Below are 17561 nucleotides of genomic sequence, written 5' to 3'. Positions count from 1 at the left end.
TTCCAATCGTCAAGGGTTCGGCTCTTGCTGCTCTTGAAGATTCTGACAAGAAGATCGGCGAAGACGCCATCCGCGAGCTGATGGCTCAGGTTGACGCCTACATCCCGACGCCAGAGCGTCCGATCAACCTGCCGTTCCTGCTGCCGATCGAAGACGTGTTCTCGATCTCGGGCCGTGGTACGGTTGTGACGGGTCGCGTTGAGCGCGGTATCGTCAAGGTTGGTGAAGAAGTTGAAATCGTCGGCATTCGCGCCACGACCAAGACGACTGTTACCGGCGTTGAAATGTTCCGCAAGCTGCTCGATCAGGGCCAGGCTGGCGATAACGTTGGCGCGCTGATCCGTGGCGTGCAGCGCGATGGCGTTGAGCGTGGTCAGATCCTTTGCAAGCCAGGCTCTGTCAAGCCGCACAAGAAGTTCATAGCAGAAGCCTACATTCTGACGAAGGAAGAAGGCGGTCGTCATACGCCGTTCTTCACGAACTACCGTCCACAGTTCTACTTCCGTACGACTGACGTGACCGGTATCGTTTCGCTTCCAGAAGGCACGGAAATGGTTATGCCAGGCGACAACGTGACCGTTGAAGTCGAACTGATCGTTCCAATCGCGATGGAAGAAAAGCTGCGCTTCGCGATCCGCGAAGGCGGCCGTACCGTCGGCGCCGGCATCGTCGCTTCGATCGTCGAGTAATTTTATCCCGGAAGGGATATTCAGAAGCCCCGCTGGCAACAGCGGGGCTTTTTGTTTTTACGGAAAATAACCAGTTCTAGAGCGTGGCGATAAGCAAACTTGACGAATCCGTTCATAAAGTGGACTAATTCGCGCTACAATTATTCAACACTGTCCAAAATCGGTAAATTACTGGAGTAACCATGTCTGATACTGCTCGTATTTTTATAGGCTTCGATAGCAAGGAAGTTGTCGCCTACCACGTATTCTGCCAGAGCATTCAGGAGAAGAGTTCTATTCCGGTCGAGTTTACGCCCATTGCTCTCAATAATCTCGGCGGTCTCTTCACGCGCGAACGTAACCAGCTTCAGACGACGGAATTTTCATTTTCGCGTTTTCTCGTGCCTTATCTGAGCAACTACGAGGGATGGTCGATCTTCGCGGACTGCGACATGCTGATGCGCACGGATATCGCCAAGCTGTGGAGCCTGCGTGATGATCGATATGCGGCCATGTGCGTCAAGCATGACTACGTGCCGAAAGTGGAAACGAAGTTTCTCGGGCAGACTCAAACCAAATATGAAAAGAAGAACTGGTCGAGTTTCATTCTGTTCAATAACGCCAAGTGCAAGGCATTGACCAAGGACTATGTCAACACGGCAACCGGCCTTCAGCTCCACCAGTTCAAATGGCTCGAATCCGATGACCAGATTGGCGAAATACCAGCGACCTGGAACTGGCTCGTTAACGAATATGATCACAATCCCGATGCGGATAATGTCCACTTTACCGACGGTGGGCCGTATTTCGAGGAATACAAGAATGACGATTACGCCGAAGAGTGGTTCGCAGCCAGAGAGCGTATGCTGACGGTTGTCCAACGCGCGTAACAGGCACTCTCGACACGGTATTTTGGAATGCGCCTTCTGGCGCATTCTCTGTTTGGGTGGCTCACGCAGGCATCTTTGCGAGCCCCGTTCTCCGCTCCTCATGCAAGTCTGTGAAAATTAAAAAAAACACTTGCCAATAAAGATTCGTGGCCTTAAACGGGCGTCACGGACCATGGCGGACACAAGACGTTAGCCGGAATGTTCGTTGTAGGGGTATAGCTCAGTTGGTAGAGCGGCGGTCTCCAAAACCGCAGGTCGTAAGTTCGAGCCTTACTGCCCCTGCCATTTCCTCATCCGCAAGCGCGGTCTCGCTGCAAGGCAGGTGAGGTGCCGGTTTACCGGTGAAATTCGCCAAATGTCGATTTCCCCTTGTTAAAGAGGGAATCGATGTTTATGTAGGTCAAAATAGACACGCGGTGCGTGGGGTCGATTATTTCGACTTTACGTGCCGTAATTGCGTGGGCAGTCAATGGCATCCAAAACCAATCCGTTTACGTTTCTGCAGCAGGTTCGCGCCGAAGCGTCGAAGATCACTTGGCCGTCGCGCCGCGAGACAATGATTTCCACGGCCATGGTTTTGGTAATGGTGATCTTCGCGGCACTGTTCTTCTTTGCGGCTGACCAGCTCATCGGCTGGTTGCTCAGTCTCGTTCTGAGCGTTGGCCGGTAACGAATTGAGCGGAGAGTAAAGATGGCAGCGCGTTGGTACATTGTTCAGGCATATTCGAACTTCGAAAAGAAGGTCGCTGAGTCGATTGAAGAAAAGGTTCGTCAGAAGGGTCTTGATCATCTTTTTGAACGGATTCTGGTTCCGACCGAAAAGGTCGTTGAGGTGCGTCGCGGTCGCAAGGTCGATAGCGAGCGTAAGTTTTTCCCGGGTTACGTGCTTGTGCGCGCCAACCTGACGGACGAGGCTTATCACCTCATCAAGAATACCCCGAAGGTCACGGGTTTTCTGGGTTCCGATAACAAGCCTGTTCCGATCCCTGACGCTGAAGCAGACCGTATTCTCGGTCAGGTTCAAGAGGGTGTCGAGCGTCCGAAGTCTTCGGTGTCGTTCGAAATCGGCGAGCAGGTTCGCGTTTCCGATGGTCCGTTTGCATCGTTCAACGGTGTGGTGCAGGACGTCGATGAGGAGCGTTCGCGCTTGAAGGTCGAGGTTTCGATCTTCGGTCGTGCAACGCCTGTAGAACTAGAATACGCGCAGGTTGAAAAAGTCTGACGAGTTTCCGAAGGCGAACCGCCTTCGATTCAATACATCAGGATATGATCGCAAGTCATTGCTTTTATAACTGATGTGATGCGGCATAGCCGCAAAACGCGTGGAAGATACTCTGAACTCTTAAGCCGGGTCAGAGGTCGCACCACGCAACCGCAGCCGCCGGAATTTCCGGCAAGTGAGCCGGGAAACCGGTTCTATTCGAAAGGCAGAGAGATATGGCTAAGAAAGTTGCAGGCCAGCTCAAGCTTCAGGTCAAGGCAGGATCGGCAAACCCGTCCCCGCCAATCGGCCCGGCGCTTGGTCAGCGTGGCGTTAACATCATGGAATTCTGCAAGGCGTTCAATGCCGCCACGCAGGAAATGGAAAAGGGTATGCCGATTCCGGTCGTCATTACCTATTACCAGGACAAGTCCTTCACCTTCGTCATGAAGCAGCCGCCCATGACCTATTGGTTGAAGAAGGAAGCAAAAATCACTGCCGGTTCCAAGACACCTGGTAAGGGTGCCAAGGTCGGTTCCATCACCAAGGCTCAGGTCAAGACGATCGCTGAAGCCAAGATGAAGGATCTGAACGCCGCCAATATCGAAGGCGCAATGGCGATGGTTGAGGGCTCTGCCCGCGCCATGGGCCTGGAAGTGGTAGGTTGATCATGGCAAAGCTTGCAAAACGCGTAAAGAAGATCCGCGAAGGCGTTGATCCCAAGACCCTTTATGTCCTGACCGACGCCATTTCGATGGTCAAGGAACGGGCTATCGCCAAGTTCGACGAAACTGTTGAAGTCTCGATGAACCTCGGTGTCGATCCACGTCACGCAGACCAGATGGTTCGCGGCGTTGTTAACCTGCCAAACGGTACAGGCCGTGACGTTCGCGTTGCTGTTTTTGCTCGTGGTGCCAAGGCTGATGAAGCCAAGGCCGCAGGCGCAGACATCGTTGGTGCTGAAGACCTGCTCGAAATCGTTCAGGGCGGCAAGATCGATTTTGACCGCGTTATCGCGACACCTGACATGATGCCGCTCGTCGGTCGTCTCGGTAAGGTTCTCGGCCCACGCGGCATGATGCCTAACCCTAAGGTTGGTACGGTTACGATGGACGTCGCTGGAGCTGTTAAGGCTTCCAAGGGCGGCGCCGTTGAATTCCGCGTCGAAAAGGCCGGTATCGTTCACGCTGGTATTGGCAAGGCTTCCTTCGACGCCAAGGCGCTCGAAGAAAACATCAAGGCTTTCGCTGATGCCGTCATCAAGGCAAAGCCAGCTGGTGCCAAGGGCAACTACGTCAAGCGCGTAGCGATTTCCTCGACTATGGGTCCAGGCGTTCGCATCGAGCCTTCGTCGGTCACTGCATAATCATTCGCCGCGCTTCGCTAGAGGCGCGGCAACCTCAATTTCCGGCTCGCAAGGGTCGGGAATTTCCAGGGCAACCTGGAACTCCTGTCCGAGATTGTAGGTGGCTCATTTCCCTCGGGATTTTGGCCTTAATCATTCAGCCTACATGAGACGGGTAAGGCCCGGATTTTCGCATCCAAGGATGCTTAATAATCCGGTTCGAACCTGATGTGCCTGTGCCTGAAGCCGTTTGCGGCGACAGAGCGGGGGACAGGATCCTCAAGCGTCGCTTGAGATTTTGGTAACAAGATCTCTTGAGGCAAAGGCAAACCCGATGGGTTCACAGTTCAATGTGTTCTCATCTACTGGAGACAGACAGTGGAAAGAGCGGAAAAACGCGAATTCGTCACGGAGCTGAATGAAGTCTTCAAGGCTTCTGGTTCAGTTGTCGTGGCCCACTATGCTGGTGTCACAGTTGCGCAGATGAACGATTTTCGTTCGAAAATGCGCGCTGCTGGCGGCACCGTCAAGGTCGCGAAGAACCGCCTGGCCAAGATCGCTCTTCAGGGTACGGAGTCGGAAGGGATCATCGATCTCTTCAAGGGACAGACGCTGATTGCTTACAGCACTGACCCTATGATTGCTCCGAAAGTCGTCATGGATTTCGCAAAGACCAACGACAAGATCGTTGTTCTGGGCGGCGCCATGGGAACAACCACGCTCAACGCAGATGCAGTCAAGTCGCTTGCGACCCTGCCTTCGCTGGACGAGCTGCGTGGCAAGCTGCTGGGCCTCTTTGCGGCTCCTGCAACGCGCATCGCTACGGTTGTTGCAGCACCAGCAAGCCAGCTTGCTCGCGTGTTCTCGGCTTACTCAAAGAAGGACGAAGCCGCTTAAGGCGGTTTTTCGCTGTAAATATTCAAACCGGTTCGAACCGAATTAAAGGAACTATAACATGGCTGATCTCGCAAAGATCGTTGACGACCTCTCCGCTCTGACAGTTCTGGAAGCTGCTGAGCTTTCCAAGCTTCTCGAAGAAAAGTGGGGCGTTTCCGCTGCTGCTCCTGTAGCAGTTGCTGCTGCTGGCGGCGCTGCTGCAGCTCCTGCTGAAGAAGAAAAGACAGAATTCGACGTTATTCTCGTTGAAGCTGGCGCAAACAAGATCAACGTCATCAAGGAAGTCCGCGCAATCACAGGTCTCGGCCTGAAGGAAGCTAAGGACCTCGTTGAAGGCGCTCCTAAGGCTGTTAAGGAAGCTGTTTCCAAGGCTGAAGCTGCTGACCTTAAGAAGAAGCTTGAAGAAGCTGGCGCCAAGGTTGACGTCAAGTAATCTTGAAATGTTCGGGAGGCGGTGTCCGCACCGCCTCCTGCTCACATTTCTCCCGAACTTATTACCCAAAAGCCGCGTGAAAATGGCTTTTGGGTAATGGGTTCTTCAAGAGAATAGTTTCGAACCGCGCTGTAGAGGCAATCCGGCCTTGCACTTCGGGATGTGAAACGAGATTGAAGACACTCATTGGATTGACGGGATCGACTGGCCAGCGGTTCCCGTCCGTTGCAGGCCCGGATGCAATTTTAAAGGAGCGACGATGGCTCAGACCCTTTCGTTTAACGGTCGCAGGCGCGTACGCAAGTTTTTCGGCAAAATTCCAGAAGTAGCGGAAATGCCGAACCTCATCGAGGTTCAGAAGGCTTCGTATGACCAGTTTCTCATGGTCAAGGAGCCCGAAGGCGGGCGTCCTGACGAGGGATTGAACGCGGTATTCAGATCCGTGTTCCCTATCACCGACTTTTCGGGCGCTTCCATGCTCGAATTCGTGTCTTACGAATTCGAACCGCCGAAATTCGACACCGAAGAATGCCGTCAGCGCGATCTGACCTACGCAGCGCCGCTCAAGGTGACGCTGCGTCTTATCGTGTTCGATATTGACGAAGATACGGGTGCGAAGTCCATCAAGGACATCAAGGAACAGTCCGTCTACATGGGCGACATGCCTTTGATGACAGACAATGGCACGTTCATCGTCAACGGTACTGAGCGCGTTATCGTTTCGCAGATGCACCGTTCGCCAGGCGTTTTCTTCGACCACGACAAGGGCAAGAGCCACTCATCCGGCAAGCTTCTGTTTGCTGCCCGCGTCATTCCTTATCGTGGCTCGTGGCTCGATATCGAGTTCGATGCCAAGGATGTCGTCTACGCGCGTATCGACCGTCGTCGCAAGCTGCCTGCAACATCGTTGCTGATGGCTCTCGGCATGGACGGCGAAGAAATTCTGTCGACTTTCTACACCAAGGCAAGCTACGAGCGTGACGGCGAAGGCTGGCGTTACCCTTATCAGCCAGACGTGCTGAAGGGTGCCAAGGTCATCACCGAGTTGGTCGATGCCGACACGGGCGAAGTCGTTGTCGAAGCTGGCAAGAAGCTGACGCCTCGTTTGATCCGTCAGCTGTCCGACAAGGGCCTCAAGTTCCTCAAGGCGTCCGACGAAGAGCTTTACGGCAACTACCTCGCAGAAGACATCGTCAACTATGAGACAGGTGAAATCTATCTCGAAGCCGGTGACGAAATCGACGAGAAGACGCTGAAGCTCATTCTTGACTCTGGCTTCAACGAGATTCCTGTCCTCAACATCGACCACGTCAATGTTGGTGCCTACATCCGCAACACGCTGGCAGCGGACAAGAACCAGAACCGTCAGGAAGCTCTGTTCGACATCTACCGCGTCATGCGTCCGGGTGAACCACCGACCATGGATTCGGCCGAAGCCATGTTCAAGTCGCTGTTCTTCGACAGCGAGCGTTACGACCTGTCTGCCGTTGGCCGCGTGAAGATGAACATGCGTCTTGATCTCGATGCGGAAGATTCCGTGCGCACGCTGCGCAAGGAAGACATTCTGGCCGTCGTCAGGATGCTGGTCGAACTGCGTGACGGCAAGGGCGAGATCGACGATATCGACAACCTCGGTAACCGTCGCGTTCGCTCCGTCGGTGAGTTGATGGAGAACCAGTATCGTCTGGGTCTGCTGCGCATGGAACGTGCGATCAAGGAACGTATGTCCTCGATCGAAATCGACACCGTGATGCCGCAGGATCTGATCAACGCAAAGCCTGCTGCTGCTGCCGTTCGCGAATTCTTCGGCTCCTCGCAGCTGTCGCAGTTCATGGACCAGGTGAACCCGCTTTCGGAAATCACTCACAAGCGCCGTCTTTCGGCTCTTGGACCAGGTGGTCTGACACGCGAGCGCGCAGGCTTCGAAGTCCGCGACGTTCACCCAACGCACTATGGCCGTATTTGCCCGATCGAAACGCCGGAAGGCCCGAACATCGGTCTGATCAACTCTCTCGCGACCTTTGCCCGCGTCAACAAATACGGTTTCATCGAAAGCCCGTACCGCAAGATCATTGACGGCAAGGTCACGACCGAAGTGATCTACCTCTCCGCTATGGAAGAGGCCAAGTACTACGTTGCACAGGCCAATGCCGAGCTGGACGCTGAAGGCGCATTCACCGAAGAATTCGTTGTTTGCCGTCACTCCGGTGAAGTTATGCTGGCACCGCGTGACAACATCAACCTGATGGACGTTTCGCCAAAGCAGCTGGTTTCCGTTGCTGCGGCTCTCATCCCGTTCCTCGAAAACGATGACGCCAACCGCGCCCTTATGGGTTCGAACATGCAGCGTCAGGCCGTTCCACTGCTGCGTGCCGAGGCTCCGTTCGTCGGAACCGGCATGGAGCCGATCGTTGCGCGTGACTCCGGTGCTGCCATTGCGGCGCGTCGTGGTGGCGTGGTCGATCAGGTGGATGCGACCCGTATCGTTATCCGTGCGACGGAAGATCTTGATGCAGGCAAGTCCGGCGTCGATATCTATCGTCTGCAGAAGTTCCAGCGCTCCAACCAGAATACCTGCATCAACCAGCGTCCGCTGGTCTCTGTCGGTGACATTCTGAACAAGGGCGATATCATCGCTGACGGTCCTTCGACTGACCTCGGTGACTTGGCACTTGGCCGCAACGCGCTCGTCGCGTTCATGCCTTGGAACGGTTACAACTACGAAGACTCCATTCTGATGTCCGAACGCATCGTCTCCGACGACGTGTTTACGTCCATTCACATCGAAGAATTCGAAGTGATGGCACGCGACACCAAGCTTGGTCCTGAAGAAATCACGCGCGACATTCCGAACGTTTCGGAAGAAGCGCTGAAGAACCTCGACGAAGCTGGTATCGTCTACATCGGTGCGGAAGTTCAGCCTGGCGATATCCTCGTCGGCAAGATCACGCCGAAGGGTGAGAGCCCGATGACGCCGGAAGAAAAGCTTCTGCGCGCCATCTTCGGTGAGAAGGCTTCCGACGTTCGCGATACATCCATGCGCATGCCTCCGGGCACGTTTGGTACGGTCGTTGAAGTTCGCGTGTTCAACCGTCACGGCGTCGAAAAAGACGAACGTGCAATGGCGATCGAACGCGAAGAAATCGAACGTCTTGCCAAGGACCGCGACGACGAACAGGCCATTCTTGACCGTAACGTCTACGGCCGTCTGATCGAGATGCTGCGCGGACAGGTTTCCATCGCCGGTCCAAAGGGCTTCAAGAAGGGCGTCGAGCTTTCGAACACCGTCGTCTCCGAATATCCCCGCTCGCAGTGGTGGATGTTTGCCGTCGAAGACGAGAAGGCTCAGTCCGAGCTGGAAGCGCTTCGTGGTCAGTACGACGAATCCAAGTCGCGCCTTGAACAGCGCTTCATGGACAAGGTCGAGAAGGTTCAGCGCGGCGATGAAATGCCTCCTGGCGTCATGAAGATGGTCAAGGTTTTTGTTGCTGTGAAGCGCAAGATCCAGCCAGGTGACAAGATGGCTGGCCGTCACGGTAACAAGGGCGTTGTGTCACGTATCGTGCCGGTTGAAGACATGCCGTTCCTGGAAGACGGTACGCATGTTGACATCTGCTTGAACCCGCTGGGCGTGCCATCGCGCATGAACGTCGGTCAGATCCTCGAAACTCACCTTGCCTGGGCTTGCGCCGGCATGGGTAAGAAGATCGGCGATATGCTTGATGAATATCGCAAGACGATGGACATCACCGACCTGAAGAATGAGCTGACGGCAGTCTATGCCAGTGAGGCGAAAGACGAAGTTGCACACTTCGACGACGACTCGCTGATCAAGCTTGCTGAACAGTCCAGAAAGGGCGTTTCCATTGCGACGCCGGTCTTCGACGGTGCGCATGAGCCTGACGTTGCTGAAATGTTGACCAGAGCCGGTCTGCATGACTCGGGTCAGTCTGTTCTGTATGATGGCCGTACAGGCGAACAGTTCGACCGTAAGGTCACCGTCGGCTACATGTACATGATCAAACTGAACCACCTTGTCGACGACAAGATCCACGCTCGCTCGATCGGTCCGTACTCGCTTGTTACCCAGCAGCCGCTTGGTGGTAAGGCGCAGTTCGGCGGACAGCGTTTCGGGGAAATGGAAGTCTGGGCTCTGGAAGCTTACGGCGCTGCTTACACGCTGCAGGAAATGCTCACCGTCAAGTCTGACGACGTGGCGGGCCGCACCAAGGTTTATGAAGCGATCGTCCGTGGTGACGATACCTTCGAGGCCGGTATTCCTGAAAGCTTCAACGTTCTCGTCAAGGAAATGCGCTCGCTCGGTCTCAGCGTCGAACTCGAAAATTCGAAGCTCGATGAAGCCAACGCAGCGGCTCAACTGCCTGACGCGGCGGAATAAGAAACAGAAGGGCAGGCACCTCATAAAGTGCCTGCCTGTTTCGCCCTTCGGGTCAAACCCAAGGGTAGAAACTTCCGCCGCATTTTGCGGTTAATCATGTTTTAGGCATTGGCTGGTGATGCGGACTCACTGTGCCAGATGCAAGCAAGGGGCCAAACCCCTAAGGAGACAGGCATGAACCAAGAGGTCATGAACCTTTTCAACCCGTCGGTACCGGCGCAGCACTTCGATTCCATCCGGATTTCGATTGCCAGCCCGGAAAAGATTCTTTCGTGGTCGTACGGCGAGATCAAGAAGCCGGAAACCATCAACTATCGTACGTTCAAGCCTGAGCGCGATGGTCTGTTCTGCGCGCGCATTTTTGGACCGATCAAGGACTACGAATGCTTGTGCGGCAAGTACAAGCGTATGAAGTACAAGGGCATCATCTGCGAAAAGTGCGGCGTTGAAGTGACGTTGTCGCGCGTTCGCCGTGAGCGCATGGGCCATATCGAACTGGCAGCACCCGTTGCCCACATCTGGTTCCTGAAGTCGCTGCCTTCGCGTATCTCGACATTGCTCGACATGACGCTGAAAGATGTAGAGCGCGTTCTCTACTTCGAAAACTACATCGTGACCGAGCCTGGTCTGACTTCGATGAAGCAGAACCAGCTTCTGAACGAAGAAGAATACATGATCGCCGTCGATGAATTTGGTGAAGACCAGTTCACTGCGATGATCGGCGCTGAAGCCATCTACGAAATGCTGGCTTCGATGAACCTCGAAAAGATCGCTGGCGACCTGCGCACCGATCTTGCCGAGACCACATCGGATCTGAAGCAGAAGAAGTTCATGAAGCGTCTCAAGATCGTTGAGAACTTCATGGAATCTGGCAATCGTCCCGAGTGGATGATCATGAAGGTTGTTCCAGTCATTCCACCGGACCTGCGTCCGCTGGTTCCGCTGGATGGTGGCCGTTTCGCCACGTCCGACCTGAACGATCTCTATCGCCGCGTCATCAACCGTAACAACCGCTTGAAGCGCCTGATCGAGCTTCGTGCGCCTGGCATCATCATCCGCAACGAAAAGCGTATGTTGCAGGAATCCGTCGATGCGCTGTTCGATAACGGCCGTCGCGGTCGTGTCATCACGGGTGCCAACAAGCGTCCGCTGAAGTCGCTGTCCGACATGCTCAAGGGCAAGCAGGGCCGCTTCCGTCAGAACCTTCTCGGCAAGCGCGTCGACTATTCCGGTCGTTCGGTTATCGTGACCGGTCCTGAGCTGAAACTGCACCAGTGCGGCCTGCCGAAGAAGATGGCGCTCGAGCTGTTCAAGCCGTTCATCTATGCCCGCCTTGACGCAAAGGGTTACTCCTCCACCGTCAAGCAGGCCAAGAAGCTGGTTGAAAAGGAAAAGCCGGAAGTTTGGGATATCCTCGACGAGGTTATCCGCGAGCACCCGGTTCTCCTGAACCGCGCGCCGACACTTCACCGCTTGGGTATCCAGGCTTTCGAACCCATGCTGGTCGAAGGCAAGGCTATTCAGCTGCATCCGCTCGTCTGCACGGCCTTCAACGCCGACTTCGACGGCGACCAGATGGCCGTTCACGTTCCTCTGTCGCTTGAAGCGCAGCTGGAAGCACGCGTGCTGATGATGTCGACCAACAACATTCTCCACCCTGCAAACGGTCAGCCGATCATCGTTCCTTCGCAGGACATGGTTCTAGGCCTGTACTATCTGTCGATCATGAACGAGAACGAGCCAGGTCAAGGCATGGCATTCTCCGACATGGGCGAGTTGCACCATGCGCTGGAAAACAAGGTTGTGACGCTGCACGCGAAAATTCGCGGCCGTTTCAAGACCATGGATGCTGATGGTAAGCTGGTTTCCAAGATCTACGACACAACACCTGGCCGTATGATCATTGGCGAGCTTCTGCCGAAGAACGTCAACGTGCCTTTCGAAACTTGCAACCAGGAAATGACCAAGAAGAACATCTCCAAGATGATCGACACGGTCTACCGTCATTGCGGCCAGAAAGACACGGTCATCTTCTGCGACCGTATCATGCAGCTCGGCTTCACCCATGCTTGCCGCGCCGGCATCTCGTTCGGCAAGGACGACATGATCATTCCGGAAACCAAGGTAAAGATCGTTGGCGACACCGAAACTTTGGTCAAGGAATACGAACAGCAGTACAATGACGGCCTGATCACTCAGGGCGAAAAGTACAACAAGGTCGTAGACGCTTGGGGCAAGGCAACCGAAAAGGTCGCTGAAGACATGATGGCCCGCATTAAGGCCGTTGAGTTCGATCCAGAGACCGGTCGCCAGAAGCCGATGAACGCCATCTACATGATGAGCCACTCCGGTGCGCGTGGTTCTCCGAACCAGATGCGTCAGCTGGGTGGTATGCGCGGCCTCATGGCCAAGCCATCGGGTGAGATCATCGAAACGCCGATCATTTCCAACTTTAAGGAAGGTCTGACCGTTAACGAGTACTTCAACTCGACGCACGGTGCCCGTAAGGGTCTTGCAGACACGGCCTTGAAGACGGCGAACTCCGGTTACCTCACACGTCGTCTCGTTGACGTGGCGCAGGATTGCATCGTCAACTCTGTGGATTGCGGCACTGAAAAGGGCCTCACCATGACTGCCATCGTCGATGCCGGTCAGGTTGTGGCTTCGCTCGGCGCACGTATCCTTGGACGTACGGCTCTTGATGATATCGACAACCCGGTCACGGGCGAAAACATCGTCAAGGCTGGGACGTTGATGGACGAAGCAGATATTGCTGCGATCGAAAAGTCGGGCATCCAGTCCGTTCGCATTCGCTCTGCTCTGACCTGCGAAATCCAGGTTGGTGTTTGCGGCGTCTGCTACGGTCGTGACCTTGCACGCGGTACACCTGTCAACATGGGCGAAGCGGTTGGCGTTATTGCCGCTCAGTCCATCGGTGAACCGGGCACGCAGCTCACCATGCGTACGTTCCACCTTGGCGGAACGGCGAACGTGGTCGACCAATCGTTCCTGGAAGCGTCGTATGAAGGTACGATTCAGATCAAGAACCGCAACAGCCTGCGCAACTCTGAAAACATTCTCATCGCGATGGGCCGTAACATGTCCGTCACCATTCTCGATGAGCGTGGCGTAGAGCGTTCTTCGCAGCGCGTAGCCTATGGCTCCAAGCTGTTCGTTGATGATGGCGACAAGGTCAAGCGCGGCCAGCGTCTGGCAGAGTGGGACCCTTACACACGTCCAATGATGACGGAAGTGGAAGGTACTGTTCACTTCGAAGATCTGGTCGATGGTCTTTCCGTTCTGGAAGCGACCGACGAGTCCACCGGTATCACCAAGCGTCAGGTTATCGACTGGCGTTCGACACCACGTGGTTCGGACCTGAAGCCGACGATCATCATCAAGGATGCTTCCGGCACGGTGCTGAAGCTTGCTCGTGGCGGTGAAGCCCGCTTCCAGCTCTCGGTTGACGCTATTCTCTCGGTCGAGCCTGGTCAGAAGGTCTTCCAGGGTGACGTGCTTGCACGTTCACCATTGGAAAGCGCCAAGACCAAGGACATCACCGGTGGTCTGCCGCGTGTTGCCGAACTCTTCGAAGCGCGTCGTCCGAAGGATCACGCTATCATCGCCGAAATCGATGGTACGATCCGTCTGGGCCGCGACTACAAGAACAAGCGTCGCGTTCAGATCGAGCCTGCGGAGGATGGCGTCGAGCCCGTCGAATACCTGATCCCGAAGGGCAAGCCCTTCCACCTTCAGGAAGGCGACTACATCGAGAAGGGCGAATACATTCTCGATGGTAACCCGGCACCGCACGACATTCTGGCGATCAGGGGCGTAGAAGCTTTGGCTTCCTACCTCGTGAACGAAATCCAGGAAGTCTACCGCTTGCAGGGCGTTGTCATCAACGACAAGCACATCGAAGTCATCGTGCGTCAGATGCTGCAGAAGGTGGAAATCACCGATGCAGGTGACTCGCATTACATCGTTGGCGACAGCGTTGATCGCATTGAGATGGAAGACAACAACGATCGTCTGATCGACGAAGGCAAGAAGCCATCCTACGGCGACCCGGTTCTTCTGGGTATCACCAAGGCATCGCTGCAAACGCCTTCGTTCATCTCGGCTGCTTCGTTCCAGGAAACCACAAAGGTTCTCACGGAAGCTGCAATCGCCGGCAAGACCGACACGTTGCAGGGTCTGAAGGAAAACGTCATCGTCGGCCGCCTTATCCCGGCCGGTACCGGCGGAACCATGACCCAGATCCGCCGCATCGCGACAAACCGCGACGAGCTCATCATCGAAGAGCGCAAGAAGAGCACCGGCTCGTCTTCCGCAAACCACATGCTGCAAGACATGACAGACAAGGCTCCAGCTGCCGAATAACGGTGGTCAGGGCAGGGGCCTCGTAAGAGGTTCCGTCTGGTCTAAATGGAAACGCCCGGAGTGATCCGGGCGTTTTTTTGTTCAGGGTTAGTGTTGCTGATTGGTCAACAATGAAATGCTGATGAGCAGTCTGAGTGGTGCTCATCGCCAATGTGTCTGGGTGTGTGTTTATCGTTCAGGCCAGTCTGAGTGTGGCCATATCGCCGTTGCTAAGCGCTGTTAAGTTGGCTTCGATTTTATCTATGGGCCAGTCCCACCAGGCGATACAAAGAAGCTCGCTGACGACCTCAATGGAATAACGCATTCGGATAATAGATGCTGGATTTTCTCCAACAACTGCATAGGGCGGTACGTCACGGGTAACGACCGAGGCCGCCGCAATAATTGCGCCAGTGCCTATGTGGACTCCCGGCATAATTGCCGCGTTTTGGCCAATCCATACGTCGTGGTCGACAACCGTGTCCTTACGGGCAGGTCTTTATAGCCAAACGTCTCTGGTTTGAAGATTCGGAACGGGTACGTTGTAAAGCCGGTCATCGGATGATTAGCCGAGCTGGTTATAAAATAGCTACCTCTGGCAATCTGAACAAACTTGCCGATCACCAACCGCTCGCGAACACCATGACCAAGAAAGGGGGCCAGAATAGTTGCCGTTTCTTCTGGCGGTCCAGAATGCGTGTAATAGCTGAAATCGCCGATTTCCATGCGTGGGTGGGTTATCACGTTCTTCAGATACACGGTGTCCCGATACAAGCTACCATCGGGTAATGTAATGGGATTAACGGCATTCGCATCAAGAAGGGCCATGGAAAACTTTCAAATATACTGCCAGCGCATTGGTGAAAGCTTGCTGCTGACTTCGCTACGATCAGGTTATTGGCTCTTAGCAATGAAATCCATCATGTCCCTCGTATCGCTCCAATGAATAGTTTTGATAGGGAAGATTCTGCGTCAGATATCTACGCGGAGGGAGGACTGAAAAGCTTTACATAATGAAAGCACTCCTATATTGTTACATGTAACAAATATTGGATAGCGTTATGGCGACCTCAGTCAATCATAGAGTACAAAAGCGACGTGACGCCTTGCGTGCATCTGGTCTGCGCCCCGTGCAAATATGGGTTCCTGATACCCGGCGGGCTGGCTTTACTGAAGAATGCCGCCGTCAGTCAAAGGTGGTCTCGGCGTCAGAGGCGCTCGACACGGAGTTCGACGCATTCGCGGATGACGCATTGGCTGACATGGATGAAGAGGTTTCTAAGTGAGGCGAGGTGATCTTGTCACTGTTGCCGTATCGGGCGATTTCGGAAAGCCAAGGCCCGCTCTGATTATCCAGTCAGACTATTTCTCTGAAACAGCAACGGTTACAGTGTTGTTGCTTTCTGGAACACTTGTTGAAGCGCCGTTCATACGCCTTACAGTTCAGCCATCACCTCAAAATGGGTTGACCAAACCGTCTCAGGTGATGGTCGATAAGTCTATGACTGTGCTGCGACACAAGTTAGGGCCAGTATTCGGTCGCCTTGACGACGACATGATGCTTTCGATCACGAGATCATTAGCCATCTTTGTCGGTATTGCCTGAGCGCGCCAGCAGTAGCAGCGCGCTCATTCTCATTTCAAGCAAACTTGATAATCGCCACTTCACCCTCAAGTGCACCCTGATAGGCCGACGCATGCGGCTCCTCGTCGGGAACATCATTCAGCATGCCGATCTGGTCGAGGTCGGCTTCGAGGAAGCCTTCTTCGGAGAGAGCGTTAAGGGCTTCGCGAACGGCGGTGTCGTCGTCTGGCGCGCGTAGGATGATGTGGATGTCGATGCCTTCGTCGCCTTCACGTTCATAGGCTTTGCCGATGACGATGAAGACCATGGGATCGTCGCGTCCGTTGTCGTTGTCTGGTTCTGTGATCATGACGCGATTCCTTTTCTGGTTATTATTGTATGGCGGCGAGCAAACTCCCGCCTTTTGGGAATCAATAGACGGCTTTTATGAAAAGCCAAAGGCCCGATTGGTAAAAGCGTGCAAGGGGAGGGCCATTATGTTAAAACGCCCTGTAATTCATCGATGCCAAGGCGGCTGGAGGAGGCCGCGCGGGTACTAAATACTGAATCACCCTTGACGAAAGCGGGGTAAAACAGTAGTACGCCCGCCATCGGAACCAATGTGAGGTTTGGCTGTCTGGAACGACTCGTTCTGGAGATCGCCTCAAACAAGGGTCCAAAAACACGTACGAGACACGATTGTTGCATGCAAGACGTAGGATTTACGTCCTCTGCTCTTGGTGGTCCATCCGTGGAAACCGGATCGGGCCACGATTTATGCATGAAACCATGCGTGCGTCGTTGCCGGAAACGGTATAACCGCCATCCGTGAGGGTGGCTAAAGTAGTTTTTGCAAGGGATGGTTATATGCCTACCGTAAACCAGCTGATCCGTAAGCCACGCCAGGCGCAGGTAAAGCGAAATAAGGTTCCTGCTCTTCAGGAAAACCCACAGAAGCGCGGCGTTTGCACACGCGTTTACACAACGACCCCTAAGAAGCCTAACTCGGCTCTTCGTAAGGTTGCCAAGATTCGCCTGACCAACGGCTTTGAAGTCATCGGCTACATTCCTGGCGAAGGTCACAACCTTCAGGAACACTCCGTTGTCATGATCCGTGGCGGTCGCGTAAAGGACTTGCCGGGCGTTCGTTACCACGTCATCCGTGGTGTTCTCGATACCCAGGGCGTCAAGAACCGCAAGCAGCGCCGCTCCAAGTATGGCGCGAAGCGTCCGAAGTAATTCGGTCTAAACAAATTCAGGCGCTGCGCGAGGTTCTCCGCGTGGTAAAGCGTCCCTAACAATTGAGAGACAAATAGTATGTCCCGTCGCCATAGTGCAGAAAAGCGTGAGATCAATCCGGACCCGAAGTTCGGCGATCTGATCGTTACCAAGTTCATGAACGCCATCATGCTTCACGGCAAGAAGTCGGTCGCAGAAAGCATCGTATACGGCGCGTTCGACGTCGTTCAGGGTAAGGCAAAGGCAGAGCCACTCGGCATCTTCCATTCGGCCCTCGACAACGTTGCTCCGCACGTTGAAGTGCGTTCGCGCCGCGTTGGTGGTGCAACCTACCAGGTTCCGGTCGATGTTCGCCCAGAGCGCCGTCAGGCTCTCGCGATCCGCTGGCTGATCGCTGCTGCGCGCAAGCGCAACGAAACAACCATGGTCGATCGCCTTTCCGGCGAACTCATGGATGCAGCGAACAACCGTGGCTCCGCAGTCAAGAAGCGCGAAGACACGCACAAGATGGCCGACGCCAACCGCGCATTCTCGCATTACCGCTGGTAATCTAACCGATCCGA

The 17561-nt window shown here is 54.6% G+C and carries 15 protein-coding genes, 1 tRNA gene and 1 pseudogene; 15 read left to right on the top strand and 2 right to left on the bottom strand.

Features of this window, described 5'->3' with window-relative positions:
* From ATO67_RS02480 to rpoC, 11 genes are all read left to right on the top strand, one after another.
* The coding region (locus ATO67_RS02480; protein WP_245303748.1) for an EF-Tu C-terminal domain-related protein at positions 1–689 on the top strand (689 nt) is incomplete at its 5' end.
* 182 nt (positions 690–871) lie between these two features.
* Positions 872–1558 carry a glycosyltransferase family protein gene (locus ATO67_RS02475; protein WP_067643760.1) on the top strand — a complete coding sequence of 229 codons (687 nt, stop codon included), beginning with the start codon at positions 872–874 and terminating at the stop codon, positions 1556–1558.
* 209 nt (positions 1559–1767) lie between these two features.
* A tRNA-Trp gene (locus ATO67_RS02470) sits at positions 1768–1843 on the top strand.
* 184 nt (positions 1844–2027) lie between these two features.
* On the top strand, positions 2028–2228 hold the full coding sequence (gene secE, locus ATO67_RS02465) for a preprotein translocase subunit SecE (protein ID WP_042618546.1): 201 nt from the start codon (positions 2028–2030) through the stop codon (positions 2226–2228).
* A 21-nt stretch (positions 2229–2249) separates the two neighbouring features.
* Positions 2250–2780 carry a transcription termination/antitermination protein NusG gene (gene nusG, locus ATO67_RS02460; protein ID WP_067643758.1) on the top strand — a complete coding sequence of 177 codons (531 nt, stop codon included), beginning with the start codon at positions 2250–2252 and terminating at the stop codon, positions 2778–2780.
* Between the two features lie 215 nt (positions 2781–2995).
* Positions 2996–3427: a 50S ribosomal protein L11 gene (rplK, locus tag ATO67_RS02455; RefSeq protein ID WP_067643756.1), complete on the top strand. Its 432-nt coding sequence runs from the start codon at positions 2996–2998 to the stop codon at positions 3425–3427.
* A 2-nt stretch (positions 3428–3429) separates the two neighbouring features.
* The gene (rplA, locus tag ATO67_RS02450; RefSeq protein WP_067643755.1) at positions 3430–4125 is read left to right on the top strand and encodes a 50S ribosomal protein L1; all 696 of its coding nucleotides are present in this window, start codon (positions 3430–3432) and stop codon (positions 4123–4125) included.
* 357 nt (positions 4126–4482) lie between these two features.
* Entirely contained in the window at positions 4483–5001 is a 519-nt protein-coding gene (gene rplJ, locus ATO67_RS02445) for a 50S ribosomal protein L10 (protein ID WP_067643748.1), read from the top strand.
* A 58-nt stretch (positions 5002–5059) separates the two neighbouring features.
* Complete coding sequence (gene rplL / locus ATO67_RS02440; protein ID WP_067643745.1) at positions 5060–5434, top strand: 50S ribosomal protein L7/L12; 375 nt, start codon at positions 5060–5062, stop codon at positions 5432–5434.
* 259 nt (positions 5435–5693) lie between these two features.
* The gene (rpoB, locus tag ATO67_RS02435) at positions 5694–9833 is read left to right on the top strand and encodes a DNA-directed RNA polymerase subunit beta (protein WP_067643742.1); all 4140 of its coding nucleotides are present in this window, start codon (positions 5694–5696) and stop codon (positions 9831–9833) included.
* Positions 9834–10007: 174 nt separating this feature from the next.
* Positions 10008–14216 carry a DNA-directed RNA polymerase subunit beta' gene (rpoC, locus tag ATO67_RS02430; protein ID WP_067643739.1) on the top strand — a complete coding sequence of 1403 codons (4209 nt, stop codon included), beginning with the start codon at positions 10008–10010 and terminating at the stop codon, positions 14214–14216.
* A 175-nt stretch (positions 14217–14391) separates the two neighbouring features.
* Here rpoC and ATO67_RS02425 read toward each other — a convergent pair.
* Positions 14392–15023 (bottom strand): annotated as a pseudogene (locus ATO67_RS02425) (CatB-related O-acetyltransferase).
* 233 nt (positions 15024–15256) lie between these two features.
* Here ATO67_RS02425 and ATO67_RS02420 point away from each other — a divergent pair.
* Together ATO67_RS02420 and ATO67_RS02415 are read left to right on the top strand one after the other, a co-directional pair.
* Complete coding sequence (locus ATO67_RS02420) at positions 15257–15481, top strand: antitoxin MazE family protein (protein WP_067643736.1); 225 nt, start codon at positions 15257–15259, stop codon at positions 15479–15481.
* Positions 15478–15801 carry a type II toxin-antitoxin system PemK/MazF family toxin gene (locus ATO67_RS02415; RefSeq protein ID WP_067643733.1) on the top strand — a complete coding sequence of 108 codons (324 nt, stop codon included), beginning with the start codon at positions 15478–15480 and terminating at the stop codon, positions 15799–15801. Before ATO67_RS02420 ends, ATO67_RS02415 begins: the two co-directional genes overlap by 4 nt.
* Before the next feature lie 34 nt (positions 15802–15835).
* Here ATO67_RS02415 and ATO67_RS02410 read toward each other — a convergent pair whose 3' ends face one another.
* Positions 15836–16129, bottom strand: a complete 294-nt coding sequence (locus tag ATO67_RS02410) for a transcriptional regulator (RefSeq protein WP_067643729.1) — start codon at positions 16127–16129, stop codon at positions 15836–15838.
* Between the two features lie 497 nt (positions 16130–16626).
* Here ATO67_RS02410 and rpsL point away from each other — a divergent pair, with 497 nt between their 5' ends.
* Entirely contained in the window at positions 16627–16998 is a 372-nt protein-coding gene (gene rpsL / locus ATO67_RS02405) for a 30S ribosomal protein S12 (protein WP_042618537.1), read from the top strand.
* 78 nt (positions 16999–17076) lie between these two features.
* On the top strand, positions 17077–17547 hold the full coding sequence (gene rpsG / locus ATO67_RS02400) for a 30S ribosomal protein S7 (RefSeq protein ID WP_067643726.1): 471 nt from the start codon (positions 17077–17079) through the stop codon (positions 17545–17547).
* Positions 17548–17561: the final 14 nt, after the last annotated feature.

The organism is Agrobacterium bohemicum (assembly GCF_001562555.1).
GTDB lineage: Bacteria > Pseudomonadota > Alphaproteobacteria > Rhizobiales > Rhizobiaceae > Agrobacterium > Agrobacterium bohemicum.
This window is presented reverse-complemented; position numbering and strand designations above follow the sequence as displayed.

Excerpts from the sequence above, each read along its gene's own strand:
- ATO67_RS02475 (WP_067643760.1), top strand. The coding sequence starts at position 872 with ATGTCTGATACTGCTCGTATTTTTATAGGCTTCGATAGCAAGGAAGTT.
- secE (WP_042618546.1), top strand. The coding sequence starts at position 2,028 with ATGGCATCCAAAACCAATCCGTTTACGTTTCTGCAGCAGGTTCGCGCC.
- nusG (WP_067643758.1), top strand. The coding sequence starts at position 2,250 with ATGGCAGCGCGTTGGTACATTGTTCAGGCATATTCGAACTTCGAAAAG.
- rplK (WP_067643756.1), top strand. The coding sequence starts at position 2,996 with ATGGCTAAGAAAGTTGCAGGCCAGCTCAAGCTTCAGGTCAAGGCAGGA.
- rplA (WP_067643755.1), top strand. The coding sequence starts at position 3,430 with ATGGCAAAGCTTGCAAAACGCGTAAAGAAGATCCGCGAAGGCGTTGAT.
- rplL (WP_067643745.1), top strand. The coding sequence starts at position 5,060 with ATGGCTGATCTCGCAAAGATCGTTGACGACCTCTCCGCTCTGACAGTT.
- rpoB (WP_067643742.1), top strand. The coding sequence starts at position 5,694 with ATGGCTCAGACCCTTTCGTTTAACGGTCGCAGGCGCGTACGCAAGTTT.
- rpoC (WP_067643739.1), top strand. The coding sequence starts at position 10,008 with ATGAACCAAGAGGTCATGAACCTTTTCAACCCGTCGGTACCGGCGCAG.
- ATO67_RS02420 (WP_067643736.1), top strand. The coding sequence starts at position 15,257 with ATGGCGACCTCAGTCAATCATAGAGTACAAAAGCGACGTGACGCCTTG.
- ATO67_RS02410 (WP_067643729.1), bottom strand. The coding sequence starts at position 16,129 with ATGATCACAGAACCAGACAACGACAACGGACGCGACGATCCCATGGTC.
- rpsL (WP_042618537.1), top strand. The coding sequence starts at position 16,627 with ATGCCTACCGTAAACCAGCTGATCCGTAAGCCACGCCAGGCGCAGGTA.
- rpsG (WP_067643726.1), top strand. The coding sequence starts at position 17,077 with ATGTCCCGTCGCCATAGTGCAGAAAAGCGTGAGATCAATCCGGACCCG.